This is a genomic window from Methylocella tundrae, from assembly GCF_038024855.1.
Lineage (GTDB): Bacteria > Pseudomonadota > Alphaproteobacteria > Rhizobiales > Beijerinckiaceae > Methylocapsa > Methylocapsa tundrae.
Genome location: NZ_CP139089.1, coordinates 3,812,976 through 3,830,822 on the forward strand (window position 1 = coordinate 3,812,976; position 17,847 = coordinate 3,830,822).

The 17,847-nt window shown below is 61.2% G+C and carries 21 protein-coding genes; 14 read left to right on the plus strand and 7 right to left on the minus strand.

Annotated elements, in window-relative coordinates; all coding sequences use genetic code 11:
* Window positions 1–149: 149 nt before the first annotated feature.
* The gene (locus SIN04_RS19785) at window positions 150–1,100 is read left to right on the plus strand and encodes an aspartate carbamoyltransferase catalytic subunit (RefSeq protein ID WP_174512140.1); all 951 of its coding nucleotides are present in this window, start codon (window positions 150–152) and stop codon (window positions 1,098–1,100) included.
* 35 nt (window positions 1,101–1,135) lie between these two features.
* Complete coding sequence (pyrC, locus tag SIN04_RS19790; protein WP_197732008.1) at window positions 1,136–2,455, plus strand: dihydroorotase; 1,320 nt, start codon at window positions 1,136–1,138, stop codon at window positions 2,453–2,455.
* A gap of 232 nt (window positions 2,456–2,687) precedes the next feature.
* Here pyrC and SIN04_RS19795 read toward each other — a convergent pair whose 3' ends face one another.
* Window positions 2,688–2,906 carry a hypothetical protein gene (locus SIN04_RS19795; protein WP_134492067.1) on the minus strand — a complete coding sequence of 73 codons (219 nt, stop codon included), beginning with the start codon at window positions 2,904–2,906 and terminating at the stop codon, window positions 2,688–2,690.
* A gap of 25 nt (window positions 2,907–2,931) precedes the next feature.
* On the opposite strand from SIN04_RS19795, the gene SIN04_RS19800 reads away from it, so the two are divergent.
* Window positions 2,932–3,270: a P-II family nitrogen regulator gene (locus SIN04_RS19800; RefSeq protein WP_134492069.1), complete on the plus strand. Its 339-nt coding sequence runs from the start codon at window positions 2,932–2,934 to the stop codon at window positions 3,268–3,270.
* A 201-nt stretch (window positions 3,271–3,471) separates the two neighbouring features.
* A complete protein-coding gene (locus SIN04_RS19805; RefSeq protein ID WP_134492708.1) occupies window positions 3,472–4,809 on the plus strand; it encodes an ammonium transporter in 1,338 nt (445 codons plus the stop codon).
* 126 nt (window positions 4,810–4,935) lie between these two features.
* Here the strand turns inward: SIN04_RS19805 and SIN04_RS19810 are convergent, their stop codons facing one another.
* On the minus strand, window positions 4,936–6,330 hold the full coding sequence (locus tag SIN04_RS19810) for a cytochrome C (RefSeq protein ID WP_134492071.1): 1,395 nt from the start codon (window positions 6,328–6,330) through the stop codon (window positions 4,936–4,938).
* A gap of 597 nt (window positions 6,331–6,927) precedes the next feature.
* Between SIN04_RS19810 and SIN04_RS19815 the strand changes: the two genes are divergently transcribed.
* Window positions 6,928–7,077, plus strand: a complete 150-nt coding sequence (locus SIN04_RS19815; protein ID WP_244606011.1) for a high-potential iron-sulfur protein — start codon at window positions 6,928–6,930, stop codon at window positions 7,075–7,077.
* 160 nt (window positions 7,078–7,237) lie between these two features.
* On the opposite strand, the gene SIN04_RS19820 is transcribed toward SIN04_RS19815, so the two are convergent.
* A complete protein-coding gene (locus SIN04_RS19820) occupies window positions 7,238–7,669 on the minus strand; it encodes a cupin domain-containing protein (RefSeq protein WP_174512145.1) in 432 nt (143 codons plus the stop codon).
* Between the two features lie 211 nt (window positions 7,670–7,880).
* On the opposite strand from SIN04_RS19820, the gene plsY reads away from it, so the two are divergent.
* Together plsY and dprA are read left to right on the plus strand one after the other, a co-directional pair.
* The gene (gene plsY, locus SIN04_RS19825; RefSeq protein ID WP_341264173.1) at window positions 7,881–8,495 is read left to right on the plus strand and encodes a glycerol-3-phosphate 1-O-acyltransferase PlsY; all 615 of its coding nucleotides are present in this window, start codon (window positions 7,881–7,883) and stop codon (window positions 8,493–8,495) included.
* A complete protein-coding gene (gene dprA / locus SIN04_RS19830; protein ID WP_134492075.1) occupies window positions 8,492–9,769 on the plus strand; it encodes a DNA-processing protein DprA in 1,278 nt (425 codons plus the stop codon). The genes plsY and dprA overlap by 4 nt, the downstream gene beginning before the upstream one ends.
* A gap of 53 nt (window positions 9,770–9,822) precedes the next feature.
* Here the strand turns inward: dprA and SIN04_RS19835 are convergent, their stop codons facing one another.
* Genes SIN04_RS19835 through aroQ form a run of 4 tightly spaced genes read right to left on the minus strand, consistent with a single transcriptional unit; the run spans window position 9,823 to window position 12,564 of the window.
* Entirely contained in the window at window positions 9,823–10,227 is a 405-nt protein-coding gene (locus SIN04_RS19835; RefSeq protein ID WP_134492077.1) for a GNAT family N-acetyltransferase, read from the minus strand.
* A gap of 34 nt (window positions 10,228–10,261) precedes the next feature.
* Window positions 10,262–11,620 carry an acetyl-CoA carboxylase biotin carboxylase subunit gene (accC, locus tag SIN04_RS19840; RefSeq protein ID WP_134492079.1) on the minus strand — a complete coding sequence of 453 codons (1,359 nt, stop codon included), beginning with the start codon at window positions 11,618–11,620 and terminating at the stop codon, window positions 10,262–10,264.
* Between the two features lie 24 nt (window positions 11,621–11,644).
* A complete protein-coding gene (gene accB, locus SIN04_RS19845) occupies window positions 11,645–12,112 on the minus strand; it encodes an acetyl-CoA carboxylase biotin carboxyl carrier protein (protein WP_134492712.1) in 468 nt (155 codons plus the stop codon).
* A 5-nt stretch (window positions 12,113–12,117) separates the two neighbouring features.
* Window positions 12,118–12,564 (minus strand): type II 3-dehydroquinate dehydratase, encoded by a 447-nt coding sequence (gene aroQ, locus SIN04_RS19850; RefSeq protein ID WP_134492080.1) that lies wholly within the window; start codon window positions 12,562–12,564, stop codon window positions 12,118–12,120.
* Between the two features lie 340 nt (window positions 12,565–12,904).
* On the opposite strand from aroQ, the gene SIN04_RS19855 reads away from it, so the two are divergent.
* The 7 genes from SIN04_RS19855 (at window position 12,905) to rplL (ending at window position 17,727) form a co-directional block, all read left to right on the plus strand.
* Window positions 12,905–13,972, plus strand: a complete 1,068-nt coding sequence (locus SIN04_RS19855; protein WP_134492081.1) for a cupin-like domain-containing protein — start codon at window positions 12,905–12,907, stop codon at window positions 13,970–13,972.
* 143 nt (window positions 13,973–14,115) lie between these two features.
* The gene (gene secE, locus SIN04_RS19860; protein WP_134492082.1) at window positions 14,116–14,307 is read left to right on the plus strand and encodes a preprotein translocase subunit SecE; all 192 of its coding nucleotides are present in this window, start codon (window positions 14,116–14,118) and stop codon (window positions 14,305–14,307) included.
* A gap of 31 nt (window positions 14,308–14,338) precedes the next feature.
* Window positions 14,339–14,869, plus strand: coding sequence for a transcription termination/antitermination protein NusG (gene nusG, locus SIN04_RS19865; protein ID WP_134492083.1), 531 nt, complete (start codon window positions 14,339–14,341; stop codon window positions 14,867–14,869).
* A 217-nt stretch (window positions 14,870–15,086) separates the two neighbouring features.
* Window positions 15,087–15,515, plus strand: a complete 429-nt coding sequence (rplK, locus tag SIN04_RS19870; protein WP_134492085.1) for a 50S ribosomal protein L11 — start codon at window positions 15,087–15,089, stop codon at window positions 15,513–15,515.
* A gap of 4 nt (window positions 15,516–15,519) precedes the next feature.
* Window positions 15,520–16,215: a 50S ribosomal protein L1 gene (rplA, locus tag SIN04_RS19875; protein WP_134492087.1), complete on the plus strand. Its 696-nt coding sequence runs from the start codon at window positions 15,520–15,522 to the stop codon at window positions 16,213–16,215.
* A gap of 564 nt (window positions 16,216–16,779) precedes the next feature.
* Entirely contained in the window at window positions 16,780–17,295 is a 516-nt protein-coding gene (gene rplJ, locus SIN04_RS19880; protein WP_134492089.1) for a 50S ribosomal protein L10, read from the plus strand.
* A 54-nt stretch (window positions 17,296–17,349) separates the two neighbouring features.
* Window positions 17,350–17,727: a 50S ribosomal protein L7/L12 gene (rplL, locus tag SIN04_RS19885; RefSeq protein ID WP_134492091.1), complete on the plus strand. Its 378-nt coding sequence runs from the start codon at window positions 17,350–17,352 to the stop codon at window positions 17,725–17,727.
* Window positions 17,728–17,847 lie beyond the last annotated feature (120 nt).

A 17,847-nucleotide genomic window follows, 5' to 3' on the forward strand; every position in this document is an offset into this window, starting at 1 on the left:
GTCAAATCGGGGCCGATCGGCGCTCCTCGCTCCCGCCCCTTGCCGGGGGGCCGGGCCGCCGCTGAAATGCGCAAAATCTGTGCGCAGGCGCGGCGGATTGCGCCAAAGGCCTGTGACGACGGCCCCTGCGTCCTGTAAGACATCGCGTCATGCTAGACCAAGGTCCAGAATACAAATTTCCCCATCGGCATCTCCTCGGCATCGAAGGTCTTTCGCCGCAGGACATTCATGTTCTGCTGGATCTCGCGGAAGAAGCCATCGAAGTTTCGCGCCAGGTCGAAAAGAAGCGCTCGACCTTGCGGGGACGCACTCTGATCAATCTCTTCTTTGAGGCCTCGACCCGCACCCAATCCTCTTTCGAGCTGGCTGGCAAGCGGCTCGGGGCCGACGTCATGAACATGTCGGTCGCGACCTCCAGCGTCAAAAAAGGCGAGACTCTCCTCGATACGGCGATGACCCTCAACGCCATGCGCCCTGACATCATAGTCGTGCGGCACGCCCAGGCCGGCGCGGTCCATCTCCTCGCGCGGAAAGTCGATTGCTCAGTCGTCAACGCCGGCGACGGCGCCCATGAGCATCCGACGCAGGCGCTGCTCGACGCGCTGACGATCAAGCGCAACAGGGGCAGGATCTCGGGGCTGACAGTCGCGATTTGCGGCGATATTTTGCATTCGCGCGTGGCGCGCTCCAATATTCTGCTGCTTTCCGCGCTCGGGGCGCGGGTGCGCGTAATTGGTCCCTCGACCCTGCTGCCCGCCGGCATTGAGCGCATGGGCGTCGAGGTTTTTCGCGATATGCGGGCCGGGCTGAAGGACGTCGACATCGTCATGATGCTGCGCCTCCAGCGCGAGCGCATGCAGGGCGGCTTCATCCCCTCGCCAAAGGAATATTTCCGCTTCTTCGGGCTCGATGAAGAAAAGCTGAGCCTCGCCAAGCCCGACGCGCTGGTGCTGCACCCAGGCCCCATGAACAGGGGCGTCGAGATCGATTCGGCGGTTGCGGACGGCGCGCATAGCCGCATCCGCGAACAGGTCGAAATGGGCGTCGCGGTCCGCATGGCCGTGCTTGACGCGCTCGCCCAGCATCTGCCGAACGGATAAGAGCAGCTTAAAGGCAAGAGCGAAAGGCCGCCTCCTTGAGAATTCCATCCACTCCCTCGATCGCGCATCAGCCTTTGGCGCTCGTCAATGGGCGCCTCTTTGACGGCGAGACATTTTCGGGCGCGCACGGGGGCGTTCTGATCCTTGACGGCGCGATCCTGGATCTCGGGCCGGAAATCGCGCCAAAGAATCTGCCCTCGCACGCCCGCGTCATTGATTGTGGCGGCGACGTCATCGCGCCGGGCCTCATCGACATGCGCGCTTTCGTCGGGGAGCCTGGAGCCGAGCATCGCGAGACCATCGCCACGGCGACGGCCGCGGCGGCGGCGGGCGGCGTCACGACGATTCTCGCGCGTCCCGACACCAATCCGCCGGTCGACGAGCCGGCCGTCGTCGATTTTCTGTTGCGCCGCGCGCGCGACACTGGGCGCGTGCGCCTCATTCCCTCGGCCGCGCTGACGCATGGCCTGCGCGGCGAGGAGATCGCCGAGATCGGCCTGTTGCAGCAGGCGGGCGCGCTCGCCTTTTCGGACGGCGCCGAGTCGATCAGCAATGCGCGGGTGTTCCGCCGCGTCCTGTCCTACGCCCGCGATTTCGACGCGCTTGTCATCCATTACGCCGAGGACCGCGATCTGTCCGCCGAGGGCGTCATGAACGAGGGCGAATTCGCCTCGCGCCTTGGTCTTTCGGGCATTCCGCGCGAGGCTGAGGCGATCATGCTCGATCGCGACATCCGCCTCGTCGCCCTCACGGGCGCGCGCTATCACGCCGCCCTCGTCACGACGACCCTTTCGCTCGAGATCATCGCGAGAGCCAAGGCGGCCGGCCTGCCGGTCACCTGCGCCGTTTCGATCAATCATTTGACCCTGAACGAGAGCGACATTGGCGATTACCGCACCTTTTTGAAGCTCGCCCCGCCGCTCCGGCACGAAGACGAGCGCCGCGCGCTCGTCAAGGCGCTGGCCTCCGGCCTCATCGACATTATTGTGTCGGACCATAACCCGCAGGACGTCGAGACCAAGCGCCTGCCTTTCGCGGAAGCCGAGAATGGCGCGATCGGCCTCGAGACCATGCTGTCGGCGGGGCTGCGCCTCGTGAACGCGGGCGAACTCTCGCTTCAGCGCTTGATCGGCTCGATGACTTTGCGCCCGGCTGAAATTCTCGGGCTTCCGCAAGGGCGGCTGAAAATCGGCGCCCCTGCCGATCTCATCCGTTTCGATCCCGAAGAGCCCTATGTCGTCGATCCGGCAAACTTGCATTCGCGGTGCAAGAATACGCCTTTTGACGAGGCGCGCATGGAAGGCCGGGTGAAGCTGACGCTTGTGGCGGGGGAAACAGCGTTCGAGGCGGAGTGAGTGGCTTCACAGCGAATAGACGCGGCGCTGCACGGAGGAAAAAGTGTCGCCAACATTGGCGTCCCGGTTTCGCACGCTCCGCGCGCAGCGAAAGTCGATTGGTGATCTTCTGACCTTTGGCGCGCCGGGATCTGACGGCGGACCCGTGCGCACAAGCGATTTGTCGCCCCGGACGTTGCGACCGGCGCCCGGCAAATGCCGATGTCTTTTCGCCTAGAGTTTAATCATCTGCTTATTTAATCATCGATGTTTGAGGCGTCGCCTGTGCGGCCGCCGGCCTAACAACAATGCCGCGCGTCAATTTCCGCAGCTTTTCAGGGGCTTGAAACCACGCCGCCACGGTAAGGGCGCGCCGCGTGCGGCTGATGAGCAAAGCATCGCGATGGCATAAAATTTGATTGCCAGCCGCGACCATGCGGCGTTTAGACGCATGCGCCGCGATCCGCTTCATCAAAGCGAGAATTGGGAGCAGTCCCATGAAGCTCGTCGTCGCCATCATTCAGCCCTTCAGACTCGACGAGGTGCGGGACGCTCTGACGGCTGCCGGGGTCTCCGGCATGATCTTAACCGAGGTCAAGGGATTTGGGCATCAGAAGGGCTACGCGGAAATTTACCGCGGCGCGGAATATGTTACGAGCTTCGTTCCAAAGATCAAAATCGAAGTCGCAGTCCCCGCCAGTCGGGTCGACGCGGTCGCCGAAGCGATCATGAAATCGGCCTTCACGGGCCAGATCGGCGACGGCAAGATTTTCATCATGAGCGTCGACCGCACGCTGCGGATTCGCACGGGGGAAATGGATGAAGCGGCGCTTTAGCGCGCCTTCCGGTCGAACGGGGTAACCGACCAGACAGCGCGCGACATCAATAGGCCGGGGCATGTTCTCATCGAAAAAGTCATTCAGCTTCTCAAAGACATGCTTCAGGCGAGGTTTCGATCGTTCGTTGGGAGGGGCCAGACCATGAAGTCGTTGAAATGCGCGCCTGTGACGTTCAAGCTCCTTGCCTGCGGCTTCGTGATGGCGGCGATCGCGCTCCTTCTTTGTATTCATCCATCCCTGGCGCAGGAGACGGCTCCCGCGCCGCCCCCCTGCGACGCCAAGACCTTGACCGCCTGCACGCCGAACTCCGGCGACACCGCCTGGATGCTCACTTCCGTGGCGCTGGTCCTGATGATGACGGTTCCGGGCCTCGGACTGTTCTATGGTGGTATGGTGCGCAAGAAGAACGTCGCCGACACGGTGATGACGAGCTTCGCCATCACCTGCCTCGTCACCATCCTGTTCGCCGTCGTGACCTACAGCATGTCGTTTCGCGCCGGCACGCCCTTCGTCGGCGGCTTCGATCGCGCCTTCCTGCAAGGCATTTTGAGCGATATCGGAAAAGGCGTCGGCAATCCCAATCCGCTCGCGCCGACGATTCCTGAAACAGTCTACATCTGTTTCCAGATGACTTTCGCGATCATCACCCCGGCCTTGATCGCAGGCGCTTTCGCGGAACGCATGAAATTCTCGGCGATGTTGTGGTTCATCGGTCTGTGGGCGATTTTCGTCTATGCGCCGGTCGCGCACTGGGTCTGGGGTCCGGACGGCTTCCTGAACAGCACGAATGACGCGGCCTTCGTCAAGGTTCTCGATTTCGCCGGCGGAACGGTGGTTCACGTCAATTCCGGCGTCGCCGGGCTGATGGCCGCCCTGATGCTCGGCAGGCGCAATGACACCGGTCCGGCGCATAATGTCGTGCTGACCTTTATCGGCGCCTCATTGCTGTGGGTCGGCTGGTTTGGCTTCAACGCCGGTTCCGCCGTCACCGCCGGATTGCAGGCGGGCATGGCGATGACGGTGACGCAGATCGCCACCGCCGTCTCGGCTTTTGTCTGGATGCTGGTCGAGTGGGCGCATCGCGGCAAACCGACGCTCGTTGGCGTCTGTTCCGGCGCGGTGGCGGGCCTCGTCGCCATCACGCCGGCCTCCGGCTTCGTCGGCCCCGGCGGATCAATGGTGATCGGCGTCGCGGCCGGCGTGATTTGCTATGGCGCCGTCACATGGCTCAAAGCGGCTCTTGGCTATGACGACGCGCTGGATTGCTTCGGCGTGCATGGCGTCGGCGGCGCGACAGGCGCTATTCTGACCGGCGTCTTCGCGATCAGTGAATATGGCGGCACAGCGGGCCTGATCGAAGGCAACACACATCAGGTGGTCAATCAGCTGATCGGCGTTGGCGTCGTCGTCGCGTATGACGCCATCGTCTCTCTGATCATTCTTTTCATCATCGAGAAGGCGATCGGTTTGCGAGTGGCGAGCGAAGTGGAAATGGAAGGGCTCGATCTGTCGCTGCACGGCGAGGCCGTTCATTGAGGCTGAGGTGCGCCGGCCGTCTCGCTGGCGCACGCCCCGCGGGAGGCGCGGAAAGCCATTGTCACGGCTTGCAAATGGCCTTTCCGCTCCCGCCGCCGAAAAGCCGGCGATGATAAAAGGGCCGTCTCAGAACGCCATCCAAGCGTACAGCAAAAGCGTGTTATTGCCGGCGGCGTTATGGTTCACATTGAGGCCGTCAAAATTGTTTCCCCCGCCGAAAACCTTCAGATAACTCGTATAGGAGACGCCAAGACGTGCATTGAGCCAAGGGTAGAAGGACGGGCCGCCCTTGCTGAATGGCAAAAAGGCTGCGTCGACAATGATTCCTTCGCCGTTGGGGAGATTGACGAGCGAATTTGCGCCGTAAAGCAAGGCGTCGGCGGAGCCGGACACGTTGAAGTAACCTGCGGTCAAACTATAGGTGTGATCATAGACGTATTCAGCTGAGGCCTTGAAGCTATTCAGCGTATTGTAAAGGTTGGAAGCGCCGCCCTGCAGGTAGCTTGAATTAAGCTGCTGGCTTTCGTGTATGTTCGTCAGCCGCAATGTAATGTTGTGCGGATCTCCGATGTACTGGTATTGGGCGTCAACGGCGACGTCCATAATCTGGTCGAATCCGAAACCGGCGACCCGGCCGGGGAGCGTGTTGGCAAAAATGCCATAGGTTCCCACCTCGAAGGATTGCTCGCCGGTATCGTATTCAAACGCGGCGCGCCAGTAGGGCGCTACGCCGTCGATCGAGGTGGAGCCGATAACCTCCGGCTCGCCAAGCGCCTGTAACGTTCCCGTCGACAGATTTTGATAGGCGGTGAAATCGACATAGAACATATCGTTCCAGAACGTGTAGACTCCCGTCCCGATGACATGATTGCCGAGACCGCCCTCGATCAAGGTCCCCGGCAGCGCGAACTGGGGGGCGAGCGTCGAGGCGACGAACGGAAAGCCCCACGCCGGCGTCGTGTTCCAGACATCCTCGACGGTCGGCGTGTTGTTGACCGTCACGCCGTAGGTGACGTCAAATCCCAGAAGCTTCGTCGTGTCCGCATAGCGGACGTCGCTGGCGTCGAGAAACATATGCTGGGAGGCGCCGTCATAGGTGCCCTGGATGAAGGCGCCGAGATTCCCATAGATCTGGCCGCCGTAGAAAAGACTGAGTTGCTGCAGGAGCGGATTGTTATTGGTGTGCGTCGAGGGCGTCGGCGGCGAATCCTGATTATCCTGCGTGTGGCTGAAAGATCCAATCACCATCATGGCAAGCGGCGGCGCCTGTTGCAAGCTCATGCCGCCGCCCATCGTGTAGCCGCCCAGCTTGAATCGGCGGCCAAAGGGCGTCAGTTGCGGAAACGCCGTATGGCATGTGGCGCAGGGCTGGCCGGTTTGCCGGGCGAAGCTCGGAAGAGCCGAAGCGCCCGGCGGCCTGATCAGGACGCCGGCGACGACGATCGCCGCGGCGAAGGATGCGGCGCCTGCGAAGCTGGCGATGAACCGAACATCGCGCCAGCTTTTGGTTGCGTTGGTCATTCCGCTCGCGGCATGGGCGCCGCGGTCTGATGTGGCATCCGGCATATGCAACCCCCGACGCGCCGCGCTCTAAGAATCGTGTCTCAATCAACAATAACATGGCTATTTCAGTGAAGAAATTTTATGGTGCCCTGAAGGCGTATTGTTTGCCGATGTTGTATCAAAACAACAGCATGGTTGCGCGGTGATAGCGACAACTAACGGCTGATTGCAGCTTGGTAGTCGGCGGCAGTTTACAGATATTACATAAATAGTTTTTTACTTACCGTGTTCCGTCATACATAGTTTAGCTGCGGCGGGCAGAATGGAAGCGCGTGTATAAGCGAGGCGGATACCTTCGACATTTGAGCGAAATCATCGACCGCGCGCCTTCAGCCTGAACATTTGCCGCATCGTTGAGAGCCGAAGTGTGTCGCGCTGCCGCAACTTCGCTCTTCACGCCTTGCGAAACATAGGCAAATAGAGGAAGTTAACCATGACATTGGCGGATCGCTGCGGCAGGGATTGTCAGGAGCGACAAGGGGAACTCTTCTCCAGGCAGGAGTCGGCGCGCTGTCGCTTCTTGGTTTGAGCGGACGCAGCGCGCAAGCCGCAAAGGTGTCGCGGGCGGCGGTAGCCTATCAAGGCGCGCCCAAAGGCGCCCAAAGCTGCTCCAATTGTCGCCTGTTTATAGCGCCGAACGCCTGCAAGCAGGTCGATGGCGCGATCAGCCCGAACGGCTGGTGCAGGATCTGGTCAAAGGCCTGAACCATCAGATCGATCCGCGGGACTGCTCGGCAGAAAGACATCGGGGGAATGACATGTCCTTGCCATCCCCTTGCGGCGCGCGCGCTCGTCTGACGCGGCGCGCCAACGGCGCCGACCCGTTGCGCCGCGAGCAGGTCATGAGAGGGAAGGGAGAGCGGCGTTACCCCTCGCGATTGGGCGTGCCGAGGACATGCACGTTGGGCGGCAGCATGGCGTTGTCAAACGTCTGCGTGAACATTGGCGCGGCGAAGAAAGCCACCGCCCGCAAAGTATCCGCGCCTGTATTGACGAGATCATGGCGCACCGGCGTCGGCAGGACGAAAACGCTGCCCGGACCCACCTTATGAACGCTTCCATCCTCCATATGCAGTTCGCCGCTGCCGGCGAGGATATACTGCGTTTCCTCGGTGGCGTCGGTATGCCAGCCAAGCCGGTCGCCGGCCTCGATTTCATAGACGATCGTGGAGGATTGGGTGCTCCCATGTCCGCCAAAGGCGGCGAAGGCGCCAGCCCAACGCACATGTGGATCGTCCACGCCGCCGACCTTTGCGCGTGGAAGATCGGCGGTTTCAACGACAAAGACTGAAGCCAAGGTTGTCTCCTGAAGCTGGGAGGGTTTGGAGTGCGGCAATAGATCGCATCATGAGCTTATGCGGCGCGCCGCGCAACTCAAATGACGAAATTTCATAGTCGTCCGGGGGCGAAAAATCGCGGGGCCAATCATCGCCGCGCGGCAATCGGTTGCCACTGAATGCCTCAGACGCTAGGCTCTGCGCGCCTGCCTCCGGCTCCCGGTTTTCGACGTGATCCTCAATTTCCTCGCTCTTGTTTTCGGCTATCTTTGCGGCTCGATTCCGTTTGGGCTGATATTGACCGCGCTGGCGGGGACGGCGGATCCGCGCTCGATCGGCTCCGGCAATATCGGCGCGACGAATGTTTTGCGCACCGGGCGCAAGGACCTTGCCGCGCTGACGCTTTTTCTCGATCTGGCGAAGGGCGCGGCCGCCGTTCTCATCGTCGCCTATCTTGCCGGGCGCCGGCTTCCTCCCGAAACCGCCTGGCCGCCGCCGCCCGTGCTGGCCGCGGCCATGGGCGCCTTTCTGGGTCATGTCTATCCCGTCTGGCTCGGCTTCAGAGGAGGCAAGGGCGTCGCGACTTTTCTCGGCTGCCTTCTCATTGTCGCCTGGCCGGCGGGCCTCGCCTTCATCGCCGTCTGGCTTGGCGCCGCCATCATCACGCGTCTGTCGTCGCTGGCCGCGCTGCTGGCGAGCGCCTTGTCGCCGGCTTTCCTGTTCGCCCTTGATCAAACCAGTTCGGCAATCGTCTTCGCGCTGATGGCCGTGCTGCTGTGGATCAAGCACGCTCCCAATATCGCCAGGCTCCGCGCCGGCAACGAGACGCGGATCGGCAAATCGTGACGGCGCCTGCGCTCGCCGAAGCGAACCGGCCGCTGACCGACGCCGAACGCTTCGATTGGCTCCGGCTTTTTCGCTCGGAAAATATCGGACCCCGCAGCTTTGTCTCTTTGCTCAGGCGCTATGGCGGCGCGGGCGCGGCGCTGGAGGCGTTGCCCGAACTCATCGCGAGCGGAAAGGCCGGACGGCCAATTTCCATCGCCTCGGCGAGCGACGTCGAGGCCGAGCTCGAGCAGCTTGATCGCCACGGCGTCGCGCTCATCGGCCTTTGCGAGCCAGCCTATCCCGCGCTGTTGCGACAAACCCATTCCCCGCCGCCTCTCATCGCGGCGCGCGGCGACCTTGCCTGCCTCAAGCGCTCAAAGATCGCCGTGGTCGGCTCGCGTAACGCGTCGGCGGCCGGGCTCGCCTTCGCGGAGCAGATTTCGCGCGGCGTCGCCCGCGCAGGGCATGTCATCGTCTCGGGGCTGGCGCGCGGCATCGATGCGCGCGCGCACCAGGCCGCATTGGAGACCGGCACCATCGCCGTGCTCGCCGGCGGTCTTGGCAACATCTACCCGGCGGAGCATGCAGGACTGCTCGAACGTCTGACGGAGCATGGCGCGGCGATCAGCGAGATGCCGTTTCACTGGGAGGCGCGCGGGCGTGATTTTCCGCGCCGCAACCGCATCGTCGCAGGGCTTTCACGGGGGATTATCGTGGTTGAAGCCGCGCGCCGGTCCGGCTCGCTGATCACCGCTTCCTTCGCCGCCGAGGAGGGCCGGGAAATCTTTGCCGCGCCAGGCTCGCCTCTCGACCCCCGCGCCGAGGGCGCGAATGATCTTCTGCGCAATGGCGCGACGTTCTGCACCAGGGCCGAGGATGTGCTCGACGCGCTCGCCCGGCAAAATCTGTCGCCCGATACGCCGGGCTTCAGTTTTTCCGAGCCGGAGGCGGGGCGCCCCTATGCGCCATTTTGGGACGAACTCGACTTGCCCGAATTCGACGGCGCTCTGGTGCGGACGATGGAGCTGACGCTTGAGATCGACGCATTCGCGCTCGACGAGAGCGATTTGGGGCGAGACAAGCCGGCGGGAGTTGTGGACAGTCCCGCCCCGCTGACGCGGGACGCCATTTTGGCGCGCGTCATCGAGTTGCTCGGGCCGACTCCGGTCTCGGTCGACGAACTTGTGCGCGCCTCAAAGGCGCCGGCGCGAGACGTCCGTACGATCCTGTTCGAACTCGAACTCGGCGGGCGCATCGAGCGTCACGGCGGCGATCTTGTGTCGAGAATCTAAACGGGCAAGGCCTCAGTTGAGATTTACGTGATGAATGGAAGGCCGAAGTCGAGCTATCGCTCGCGCTTGTAGAGAAATGCATTCTCTGGTTGCGGCATGCCAATCGCCTTGTAGAACGCCATTGCGTCCGGCGAAGACAGAAGCAGGCACATCGCCTCCGGACCGGCGGCTTTTCGCGTTTCTTCGATCAGTCTTTTGCCGATGCCGCGGCCTTGATGGGACCGGTCAACCGCCAGATCGGAAAGATAGCAGCAGTAAGAGAAATCCGTGATCGAACGCGCGACGCCTACCACATTGTCCCCGTCACGCGCGACGACGATCAAGTTCGCATTTTCAAGCATGCGACGGATCCGGCTTTGATCTGCGACGGGGCGCCTCTCGGCGAGTCCCGAGTTACGCAGGACCGTGAGGAAGGTCTCAAGGTCGAGACTCTCAACAACCGCGTATTCAATGGCCATGCGCCGTCCTGAAGCCGGGGAGCTTTCCGAAAACTCAGCCTTCGCCGTCCATGCCGCCATCAATCAAAAATTTCTCGAGCCAGTGAATGTCGTAGAGTCCGTTCTGGATGTCGGCGTTGCGGACCAGCGTCTGAAACAGCGGAATGGTGGTGTCGATGCCGTCGATGATGAATTCATCGAGCGCGCGGCGCAGGCGCATCAAGGCTTCGTTGCGGTTGCGTCCGTGCACGATGAGCTTGCCGACGAGTGAATCATAGGTCGGCGGGATGGTGTATCCCGCGTAGACCGCGCTATCGACGCGAACGCCAAGCCCGCCTGGCGGATGATAATAATTGATTGTGCCGGGCGAGGGGCGGAAGGTCGCCGGATGCTCGGCGTTGATACGGCATTCGATAGCGTGGCCGTTGAAGACGACCTCGTCCTGCGTCAGCGTCAGTTCGGAACCCGCCGCGATCTTGATCTGCTCATTGACGAGATCGACGCCTGTGATCATCTCGGTCACGGGATGTTCGACCTGAATGCGCGTGTTCATTTCGATGAAGTAGAACTTGCCTTCCTCATAAAGGAATTCGACGGTGCCAACGCCCGAATAGCGAAGCTCGCGCATGGCCGCGGCGCAGATTTCGCCGATTTCAAGCCGTTGCGGGGCATTGAGGGCGGGGGAGGGGCCTTCCTCCCATACTTTTTGATGGCGGCGCTGCAGCGAACAGTCACGCTCGCCGAGGTGGATGGCGTTGCCGCGTCCGTCGCCGAGAATCTGGATCTCGATATGGCGCGGCTTTTCGAGGAATTTTTCGAGATAGACAGATTCGTCGCCAAAGGCGGACTTCGCCTCCATGCGGGCGGTTTCGAGCGCCGAGGAAAGGTCGTCCGGACCATAGGCGACTTTCATGCCGCGTCCGCCGCCGCCCGCCGCCGCCTTGATGAGGACGGGATAGCCGAGTTCTTTTGCGATCGCTACGGCTTCGATGTCGTCGGTGATCGCGCCGGGTGAGCCGGGAACGCACGGAATGCCGAGCCGGGTCGCCGTCCGCTTGGCCTCGATCTTGTCGCCCATGATGCGGATATGTTCCGGCTTGGGACCGACGAAGACGATGTGATGCTCGGCGAGAATTTCCGCGAAGCGCGCATTCTCTGAAAGAAATCCGTAGCCCGGATGCAGCGCTTCGGCGCCCGTTATTTCGCAGGCGGCGAGGAGAGCTGGTATATTCAGATAGGAGTCGCGCGCGGCGGGCGGCCCGACGCAGACCGATTCGTCGGCGAGCTTGACGTGCATGGCGTCGGCGTCCGCGGTCGAATGGACCGCGACCGTCGCAATGCCAAGCTCTTTCGCCGCGCGAAGAATGCGCAAGGCGATTTCGCCGCGGTTGGCGATGAGGATTTTTTCGAACATCTCAACTCACCGGGAACGCGGCGTTCATTCGATCACGAAGAGCGGCTGGCCATACTCGACAGGCTGGCCATCCTCCACGAGAATTCGGGTTACGGTCCCGGCGCGCGGCGCCACAATCTCATTGAAGGTCTTCATGGCCTCAACGAGCAAGAGCTTGTCGCCCGCCTTGACGACGGAGCCAACCTCGACGAAGGGCGCGGCTTCGGGCGATGACCGGCGGTAAGCAGTGCCGACCATTGGCGATTTGACGGCGCCTGGGACATCGCCTTCATCCGGCGCCGGCGCGGCCGCGGATGAGGCTGGCGCGGCCGCCGCCGCCGCCGGCTGGACTGCCACAAGTTGCCGCGCGACGCGGATCTTGAGATCGCCTTGCGCGATCTCGATCTCGGACAGTCCAAGACGCATCAAGATCGCGGCGAGCGTCTCGACCAATTCTGTGTCGACCGCGCCGTCCGAGGAAGGCGCCGCCGCTTTCGGCCCGGCATATTTCATTTTCTTCAACTTTCGCTGGCCGTGGCTAGGGCGATGCAGGCCTCGAGCGCAAGACTATAAGAGAGCGCCCCGAAACCAAAAATGACGCCTTGCGCCACGGGAGAAATGTGGGAGTGATGGCGAAAGCCTTCCCGCGCGTGGATGTTGGAAAGGTGAACCTCAATCACTTTCGCATTGGCGCCTTTGATCGCATCCCGAAGGGCGATCGATGTATGCGTATAAGCGCCAGCGTTCAAGATGATTGGCTCACCGGCAAGACCGGCGTCCTGCACCCAGGTGATGAGATCGCCTTCGTGATTGCTCTGCCGGAAATGCAGCGCGAGCCCGCGCGATTCGCAGGCGGCGGCGAGGCGCGCCTCGATCGAGGCGAGCGTAGCGGAGCCATAAAGCTCCGGCTCCCTCGATCCAAGAAGATTGAGGTTTGGCCCATTCAGGCAGTGGACGGCTCTCATATGGGACTCGATGGGCGACGAAAAACGTCCGAAGCCGCATCCATAACCGGGATCAAAAAGTAAGGGAAGCCCGTCCGCAAAAACGGAGGAGCCGCCGCGGCCGAAGCGGGGCAGTGTTGAAATTCGCGGCGAGGACAATCGCAAAGCCTTGCACGGAGTAGAAATATAATATCCGGCAACAATCATCAAATACAATAATTAATACGCAATAGACTGAATGTAACGTGTTTACATGTGAAGCTATAGTTTCCAATTATAATAATGTTATTTGCGCGCTCTCATCTAATAGCTTAGGCTGCTTTGTATTTCAGTAAGGCGCGCCTCCACATTGGGTGCTGAGATGTCCACATTTCCAATCCTTGAGACTTTTTCAAACGCCAAGTCTACTTTATCCAGCAACGCTTCAGTCTTCGCCGAATGGCTGCCAGAACACATCGAGAAATTTGCAAGGAAGCCATTCCTTATAAGCCACGTCCTCGCGCAAAATGCATTGTTCCAGCTTCCAAGGCTGGAACGGCTCGCTAAAGCGATTCATGCCGCGAGGATTGAAGGGCAAGCCATCGACGCTCAGCTCAAATTGCGGCGAGACAAGCCGAATCTCGACGCTCTGCAGGCGATGTCCTGCTGGGGCGCGAAGAGTCCCATCGCCTTGAGCAAAGAAAGATGGGAGCACGAGCTTTCAGTTCTTTTCAATGAGCTCGATGACGGGCGCTCAACCATATCAATGATGCTGTCCTTCGCCAATCAAGTGGACCCGGAGTTCGACGCGCTCATGGGGCAAATAATCGGTGAGATCGCTGCTGCGACCGGCCTCTGCGCGTCGGATGTCGCCTTCAAGGGAATGACGGTCATCGTCTCCGCGCCACGGGCTGTAACTCCCTACCATAACGACCGTGAGCAGAACGTCCTGTTCCAGATTCGGGGCGTCAAGGACGTTTATCTCTATGATCAGAATGATCCGTTCATTCTGACCCAATCCGTGATCGAGGCGTTTCAGATTGGAAACGACGGCGCGACGCGATACCGCGCGGAACTGGCTGGCCGGGAGGCCGTCTACAGGCTTGAACCGGGCCTTGCGGTTCATCATCCGGCTCTGGCGCCGCACTGGGTCAAAAACGGCGATGGCGTGTCGGTCAGCCTCGCGGTCTATTTCACCACGCGATCAATGGACGATCTGGCGCGGATCCATCAAGCCAATTCGATACTGCGCCAGTTGGGCTTGAGGCCCGCAGCGCCTGATCTCTCCAGGGGCTCGGATCGTTTGAAAGCCGCGTTCCTGCGAAGCTTGTCCGGCAAAAGAGACTGCGACCGCGCGCTGTTCCGCGGCCTTCACCGGCTGAAATCGCCGGCGCGGCAGTTGCGCGGCGCATGGACTTTGCTTCACCCGCAAAGGCCGAGCGCCGCGTAGGGCGGACCGACGCAGAATTTTCGATTTGCGTTCTGCGCCGGGATGATTATAGTCGATCGCTGCGGCGCGTGGCCTTCTTGGCTCCGCGCCCTGATTTTTTTGGGCGACCGGCAGTGTCCCCCCCGTAGAGGTCTTTTTGGGCGATGGCAAATCCATTCCAGTTCCTTCAGGACGTGCGCGCCGAGGCCGGCAAGGTCACCTGGCCGACGCGGCGGGAAACCCTGATCACGACTGGGCTCGTCATTCTCATGGTGATCTTCGCCGCCCTGTTCTTCGTGGCGGTGGATCAGGGGCTCCGGCTGTTCGTCACGCTCGTCTTGAGCATTGGGCGTTGAGCGCCATTCAAAAGAGGTCGAAGCTTACCCGATGAGCATGCGCTGGTATATTGTTCACGCCTATTCGAATTTCGAAAAGAAGGTCGCCGAATCGATCAAGGAGCAGGCGGCTCAACGCGGCCTGACGTCGAAGTTCGAGGAAATCCTTGTCCCGACCGAGCAGGTCGTGGAGGTGCGGCGCGGCCGCAAGATCAATTCCGAGCGCAAGTTCTTTCCAGGCTATGTCCTTGTAAAATGTGATCTTTCGGACGATATCTATCATCTGATCAAGAATACGCCGAAAGTGACCGGGTTTCTTGGGGCCGACAAGAAGCCGATGCCGATATCGGACGCGGAGGCTGATCGCATCAAGGGTCAGGTCGCCGATGGCGTCGAGCGCCCGAAAGCGTCGATCTCCTTTGAGATCGGAGAGACGGTGCGTGTGGCGGACGGCCCCTTTGCTTCGTTTAACGGGATCGTCGAGGAAGTCGACGAGAGCCGCTCACGCGTCAAGGTCGCCGTTTCGATCTTCGGCCGGGCGACGCCTGTCGAACTCGAATATGCGCAGGTCGAGAAGGTCTAGGCTTCGCTTCCGGGAAGCCGCGGGCTTTCCGGACAAGATCATGCGTCGAAACGCTTTTGAATTCGGGCGGCGTCAAGCCGCCTGAACGGCGCGAGGGGCAATCCCGCCGCGCATCACGTGGAAGACCGGGCGATGGCGCGCCACGCCGCCGCCTCAGGTCGCACCACGACCGCAACCGCCGCGCCGCAAGGCCGGCTTTGTCTGGGAGTAAAGAGAAATGGCGAAGAAGATCACGGGTTTCGTGAAGCTTCAGGTGCCTGCCGGAGCGGCCAACCCGTCGCCTCCGATCGGCCCCGCGCTGGGTCAGCGCGGCCTGAACATTATGGAGTTCTGCAAGGCCTTCAATGCGCGCACGGCGCAGATGGAGAAGGGCACGCCGATTCCGGTCGTCATCACGGCTTATGCGGATCGCTCGTTCACCTTCGAGATGAAGCTGCCGCCGGTGTCCTATTTTCTTAAGAAGGCCTCGGGGATCACTTCTGGATCGAAGACGACCGGGCGCGGCTTCGTCGGGAAGATCTCGAAGGCCCAGATCCAGGAGATCGCCGAAAAGAAGCTGCCCGATCTGAATTGCGCGACGGTCGACGCCGCAATGACGATGATCGAGGGCTCCGCCCGTTCCATGGGCCTCGAGATTGTAGGGTAGAGAAATGGCGCATGTTGGAAAGCGCGTGGTCAAGGCGCGTGAAGGAATTGACCGGATCAAGCTTTATCCGATCACGGACGCGGTCAAGCTCGTGAAAGAGCGGGCCAGTGCGAAATTCGACGAGACCGTCGAGATCGCCATGAATCTTGGCGTCGACCCGAAACACGCCGATCAGATGGTGCGCGGCGTCGTCAATCTGCCGAACGGCACGGGCCGGACATTGCGCGTCGCCGTTTTTGCGCGCGGCGCGAAGGCTGATGAAGCAAAGGCGGCGGGCGCCGACATTGTCGGCGCGGAGGATCTCGTCGCTACGGTCCAGGGCGGCACGATTGCTTTCGATCGCTGCATCGCGACGCCGGACATGATGCCGCTCGTCGGCCGTCTCGGCAAGGTGCTGGGACCGCGCGGCCTGATGCCCAACCCGAAGGTCGGCACGGTGACCATGGACGTCGCCGCGGCGGTCAAGGCTTCAAAAGGCGGCGCCGTGGAGTTTCGTGTCGAGAAAGCCGGCATCATCCAGGGCAGCGTCGGCAAAGCTTCCTTCGACGACGACAAACTCATCGCGAATATAGCGGCCTTTGTCGACGCGGTCGCCAAAGCCAAGCCGCAGGGCGCGAAGGGCACCTATATTCAGCGTGTTGCGATTTCATCGACGATGGGCCCGGGGGTCAAGGTCGATCCGTCGACGGTTTCGGCCTGAGGTCAGCGACCGCAAATTATTCCTTGACATGTTGGAAAATTCGCAGATGGCCCTTGGCATCGCGGATTGGTTAGTTTAAATAGGGAGTTCGGGGCCGTTCCATTATGGCTGCTCCGCACCCTTAAAAGCTTCCGCGATTGCGAGCCGCCTATTTGACTTACAAGTTTAGCTTGTGTGCGAAAAAGCGTTCGCGGTCCGGTGGATGAGGCTGGAGGATAGGCGGCGACGCCTGTCCCTTCCGGCCATGTCCTGTCCAAGACTGCTGGCGTTTGATGTCTCTGCGAAGAGCTCAAACTTAATCTTCGATCGCCGGGCCGGTTCGCCGTCCTGTTTGAGAGTCGCCAGCATAGACGGGGTAATAACAAGATTTTGGATATGAGGGCGGCTCGTCTGGCCTCTTTATCCTTCGATTTTGGTCTACTCCCTCTGTCCGGAGCGGCTTGTTGCTCCGGGGACAGGCACAGCGCTGTTTCGAGGCCGGATTCCCATCCCGTCTCGAGGCGGCAATTGCAGCCCGCGGGCCAGGCCGTTCAAGGTTTCGGGCCTGCGCAAGGAGAAAGCACTGTGGACAGAGCGGAAAAGAAAGAATGCGTCGAAACGCTCGCCAATGTCTTTAGGACGACATCGGTGGTCGTGGTCGCGCATTATTCCGGCCTGACAGTGGCTCAGATGCAAAATCTGCGCAAGCAGATGCGCGCAGCTGGCGCTACCGTGCAGGTCGCCAAGAACCGTCTCGTCAAGATTGCTCTGGAAGGCTCGGAGGTCGCCTCGATCTCTGGTCTGATGAAAGGCCCGACCTTGATCGCTCATTCGAGCGATCCTGTGGCGGCTGCGAAGGTCGCAGTGGCTTTCGCCAAGGATAACGACAAGCTCGTGATCCTCGGCGGGGCGATGGGGAAAACCGCGCTGACCGTGGACGCTGTGAAGTCGCTTGCGACGATGCCGTCCCTGGATGAGCTTCGCGGCAAGCTCCTCGGCCTCATTTTGGCGCCGGCGACGAAACTCGCCCAGCTCACAACGGCGCCCGCCGCGAAACTCGCGCGCGTCGTTGCGGCCTATGCCGAAAAAGACGCTGCCTGACGGCCTTAATCTTGAGAGACACCATCAACAATTGACCAATCGAAGGACGTAGACATGGCTAATCTGGAAAAAATCGTCGAGGATCTGTCGAGCCTCACCGTACTCGAGGCGGCGGAGCTGGCGAAGCTCCTTGAAGAAAAGTGGGGCGTTTCGGCCGCCGCGGCGGTCGCTGTCGCGGCTGCTCCGGCCGGCGCCGCAGCCGCCGCTCCGGTCGAGGAGCAGACGGAATTCACGGTCATTCTCGCCGCTGTCGGCGATAAGAAGATCGAAGTCATCAAGGAAGTTCGCGCCGTGACCGGCCTCGGCCTCAAGGAAGCCAAGGACCTCGTCGAAGCCGCTCCGAAACCCGTCAAGGAGGGCGTCGCCAAGGAAGAGGCCGAGAAGATCAAGGCCGCTCTCGAAAAGGCCGGCGCGAAGGTCGAGTTCAAGTGAGTTTGATCGCAGCTGCGGTCAAGATTTGAGTTGCGACGGCGCCCTGGAAACGGGGGGCCGTCGATCTATTGCCGGAAGGTATGTTCGAACCTTGCGGTCAATGCGCGGCGCATCAGCCGC

Excerpts from the sequence above, each read along its gene's own strand:
- rplK (WP_134492085.1), top strand. The coding sequence starts at position 15,087 with ATGGCGAAGAAGATCACGGGTTTCGTGAAGCTTCAGGTGCCTGCCGGA.
- SIN04_RS19795 (WP_134492067.1), bottom strand. The coding sequence starts at position 2,906 with ATGAAGCGGATCGCGGCGCATGCGTCTAAACGCCGCATGGTCGCGGCT.
- SIN04_RS19785 (WP_174512140.1), top strand. The coding sequence starts at position 150 with ATGCTAGACCAAGGTCCAGAATACAAATTTCCCCATCGGCATCTCCTC.
- rplL (WP_134492091.1), top strand. The coding sequence starts at position 17,350 with ATGGCTAATCTGGAAAAAATCGTCGAGGATCTGTCGAGCCTCACCGTA.
- SIN04_RS19835 (WP_134492077.1), bottom strand. The coding sequence starts at position 10,227 with ATGGCCATTGAATACGCGGTTGTTGAGAGTCTCGACCTTGAGACCTTC.
- accB (WP_134492712.1), bottom strand. The coding sequence starts at position 12,112 with ATGAAATATGCCGGGCCGAAAGCGGCGGCGCCTTCCTCGGACGGCGCG.
- accC (WP_134492079.1), bottom strand. The coding sequence starts at position 11,620 with ATGTTCGAAAAAATCCTCATCGCCAACCGCGGCGAAATCGCCTTGCGC.
- SIN04_RS19810 (WP_134492071.1), bottom strand. The coding sequence starts at position 6,330 with ATGACCAACGCAACCAAAAGCTGGCGCGATGTTCGGTTCATCGCCAGC.
- SIN04_RS19855 (WP_134492081.1), top strand. The coding sequence starts at position 12,905 with ATGTCCACATTTCCAATCCTTGAGACTTTTTCAAACGCCAAGTCTACT.
- rplA (WP_134492087.1), top strand. The coding sequence starts at position 15,520 with ATGGCGCATGTTGGAAAGCGCGTGGTCAAGGCGCGTGAAGGAATTGAC.
- nusG (WP_134492083.1), top strand. The coding sequence starts at position 14,339 with ATGAGCATGCGCTGGTATATTGTTCACGCCTATTCGAATTTCGAAAAG.
- SIN04_RS19805 (WP_134492708.1), top strand. The coding sequence starts at position 3,472 with ATGGCGGCGATCGCGCTCCTTCTTTGTATTCATCCATCCCTGGCGCAG.
- aroQ (WP_134492080.1), bottom strand. The coding sequence starts at position 12,564 with ATGAGAGCCGTCCACTGCCTGAATGGGCCAAACCTCAATCTTCTTGGA.
- secE (WP_134492082.1), top strand. The coding sequence starts at position 14,116 with ATGGCAAATCCATTCCAGTTCCTTCAGGACGTGCGCGCCGAGGCCGGC.
- SIN04_RS19800 (WP_134492069.1), top strand. The coding sequence starts at position 2,932 with ATGAAGCTCGTCGTCGCCATCATTCAGCCCTTCAGACTCGACGAGGTG.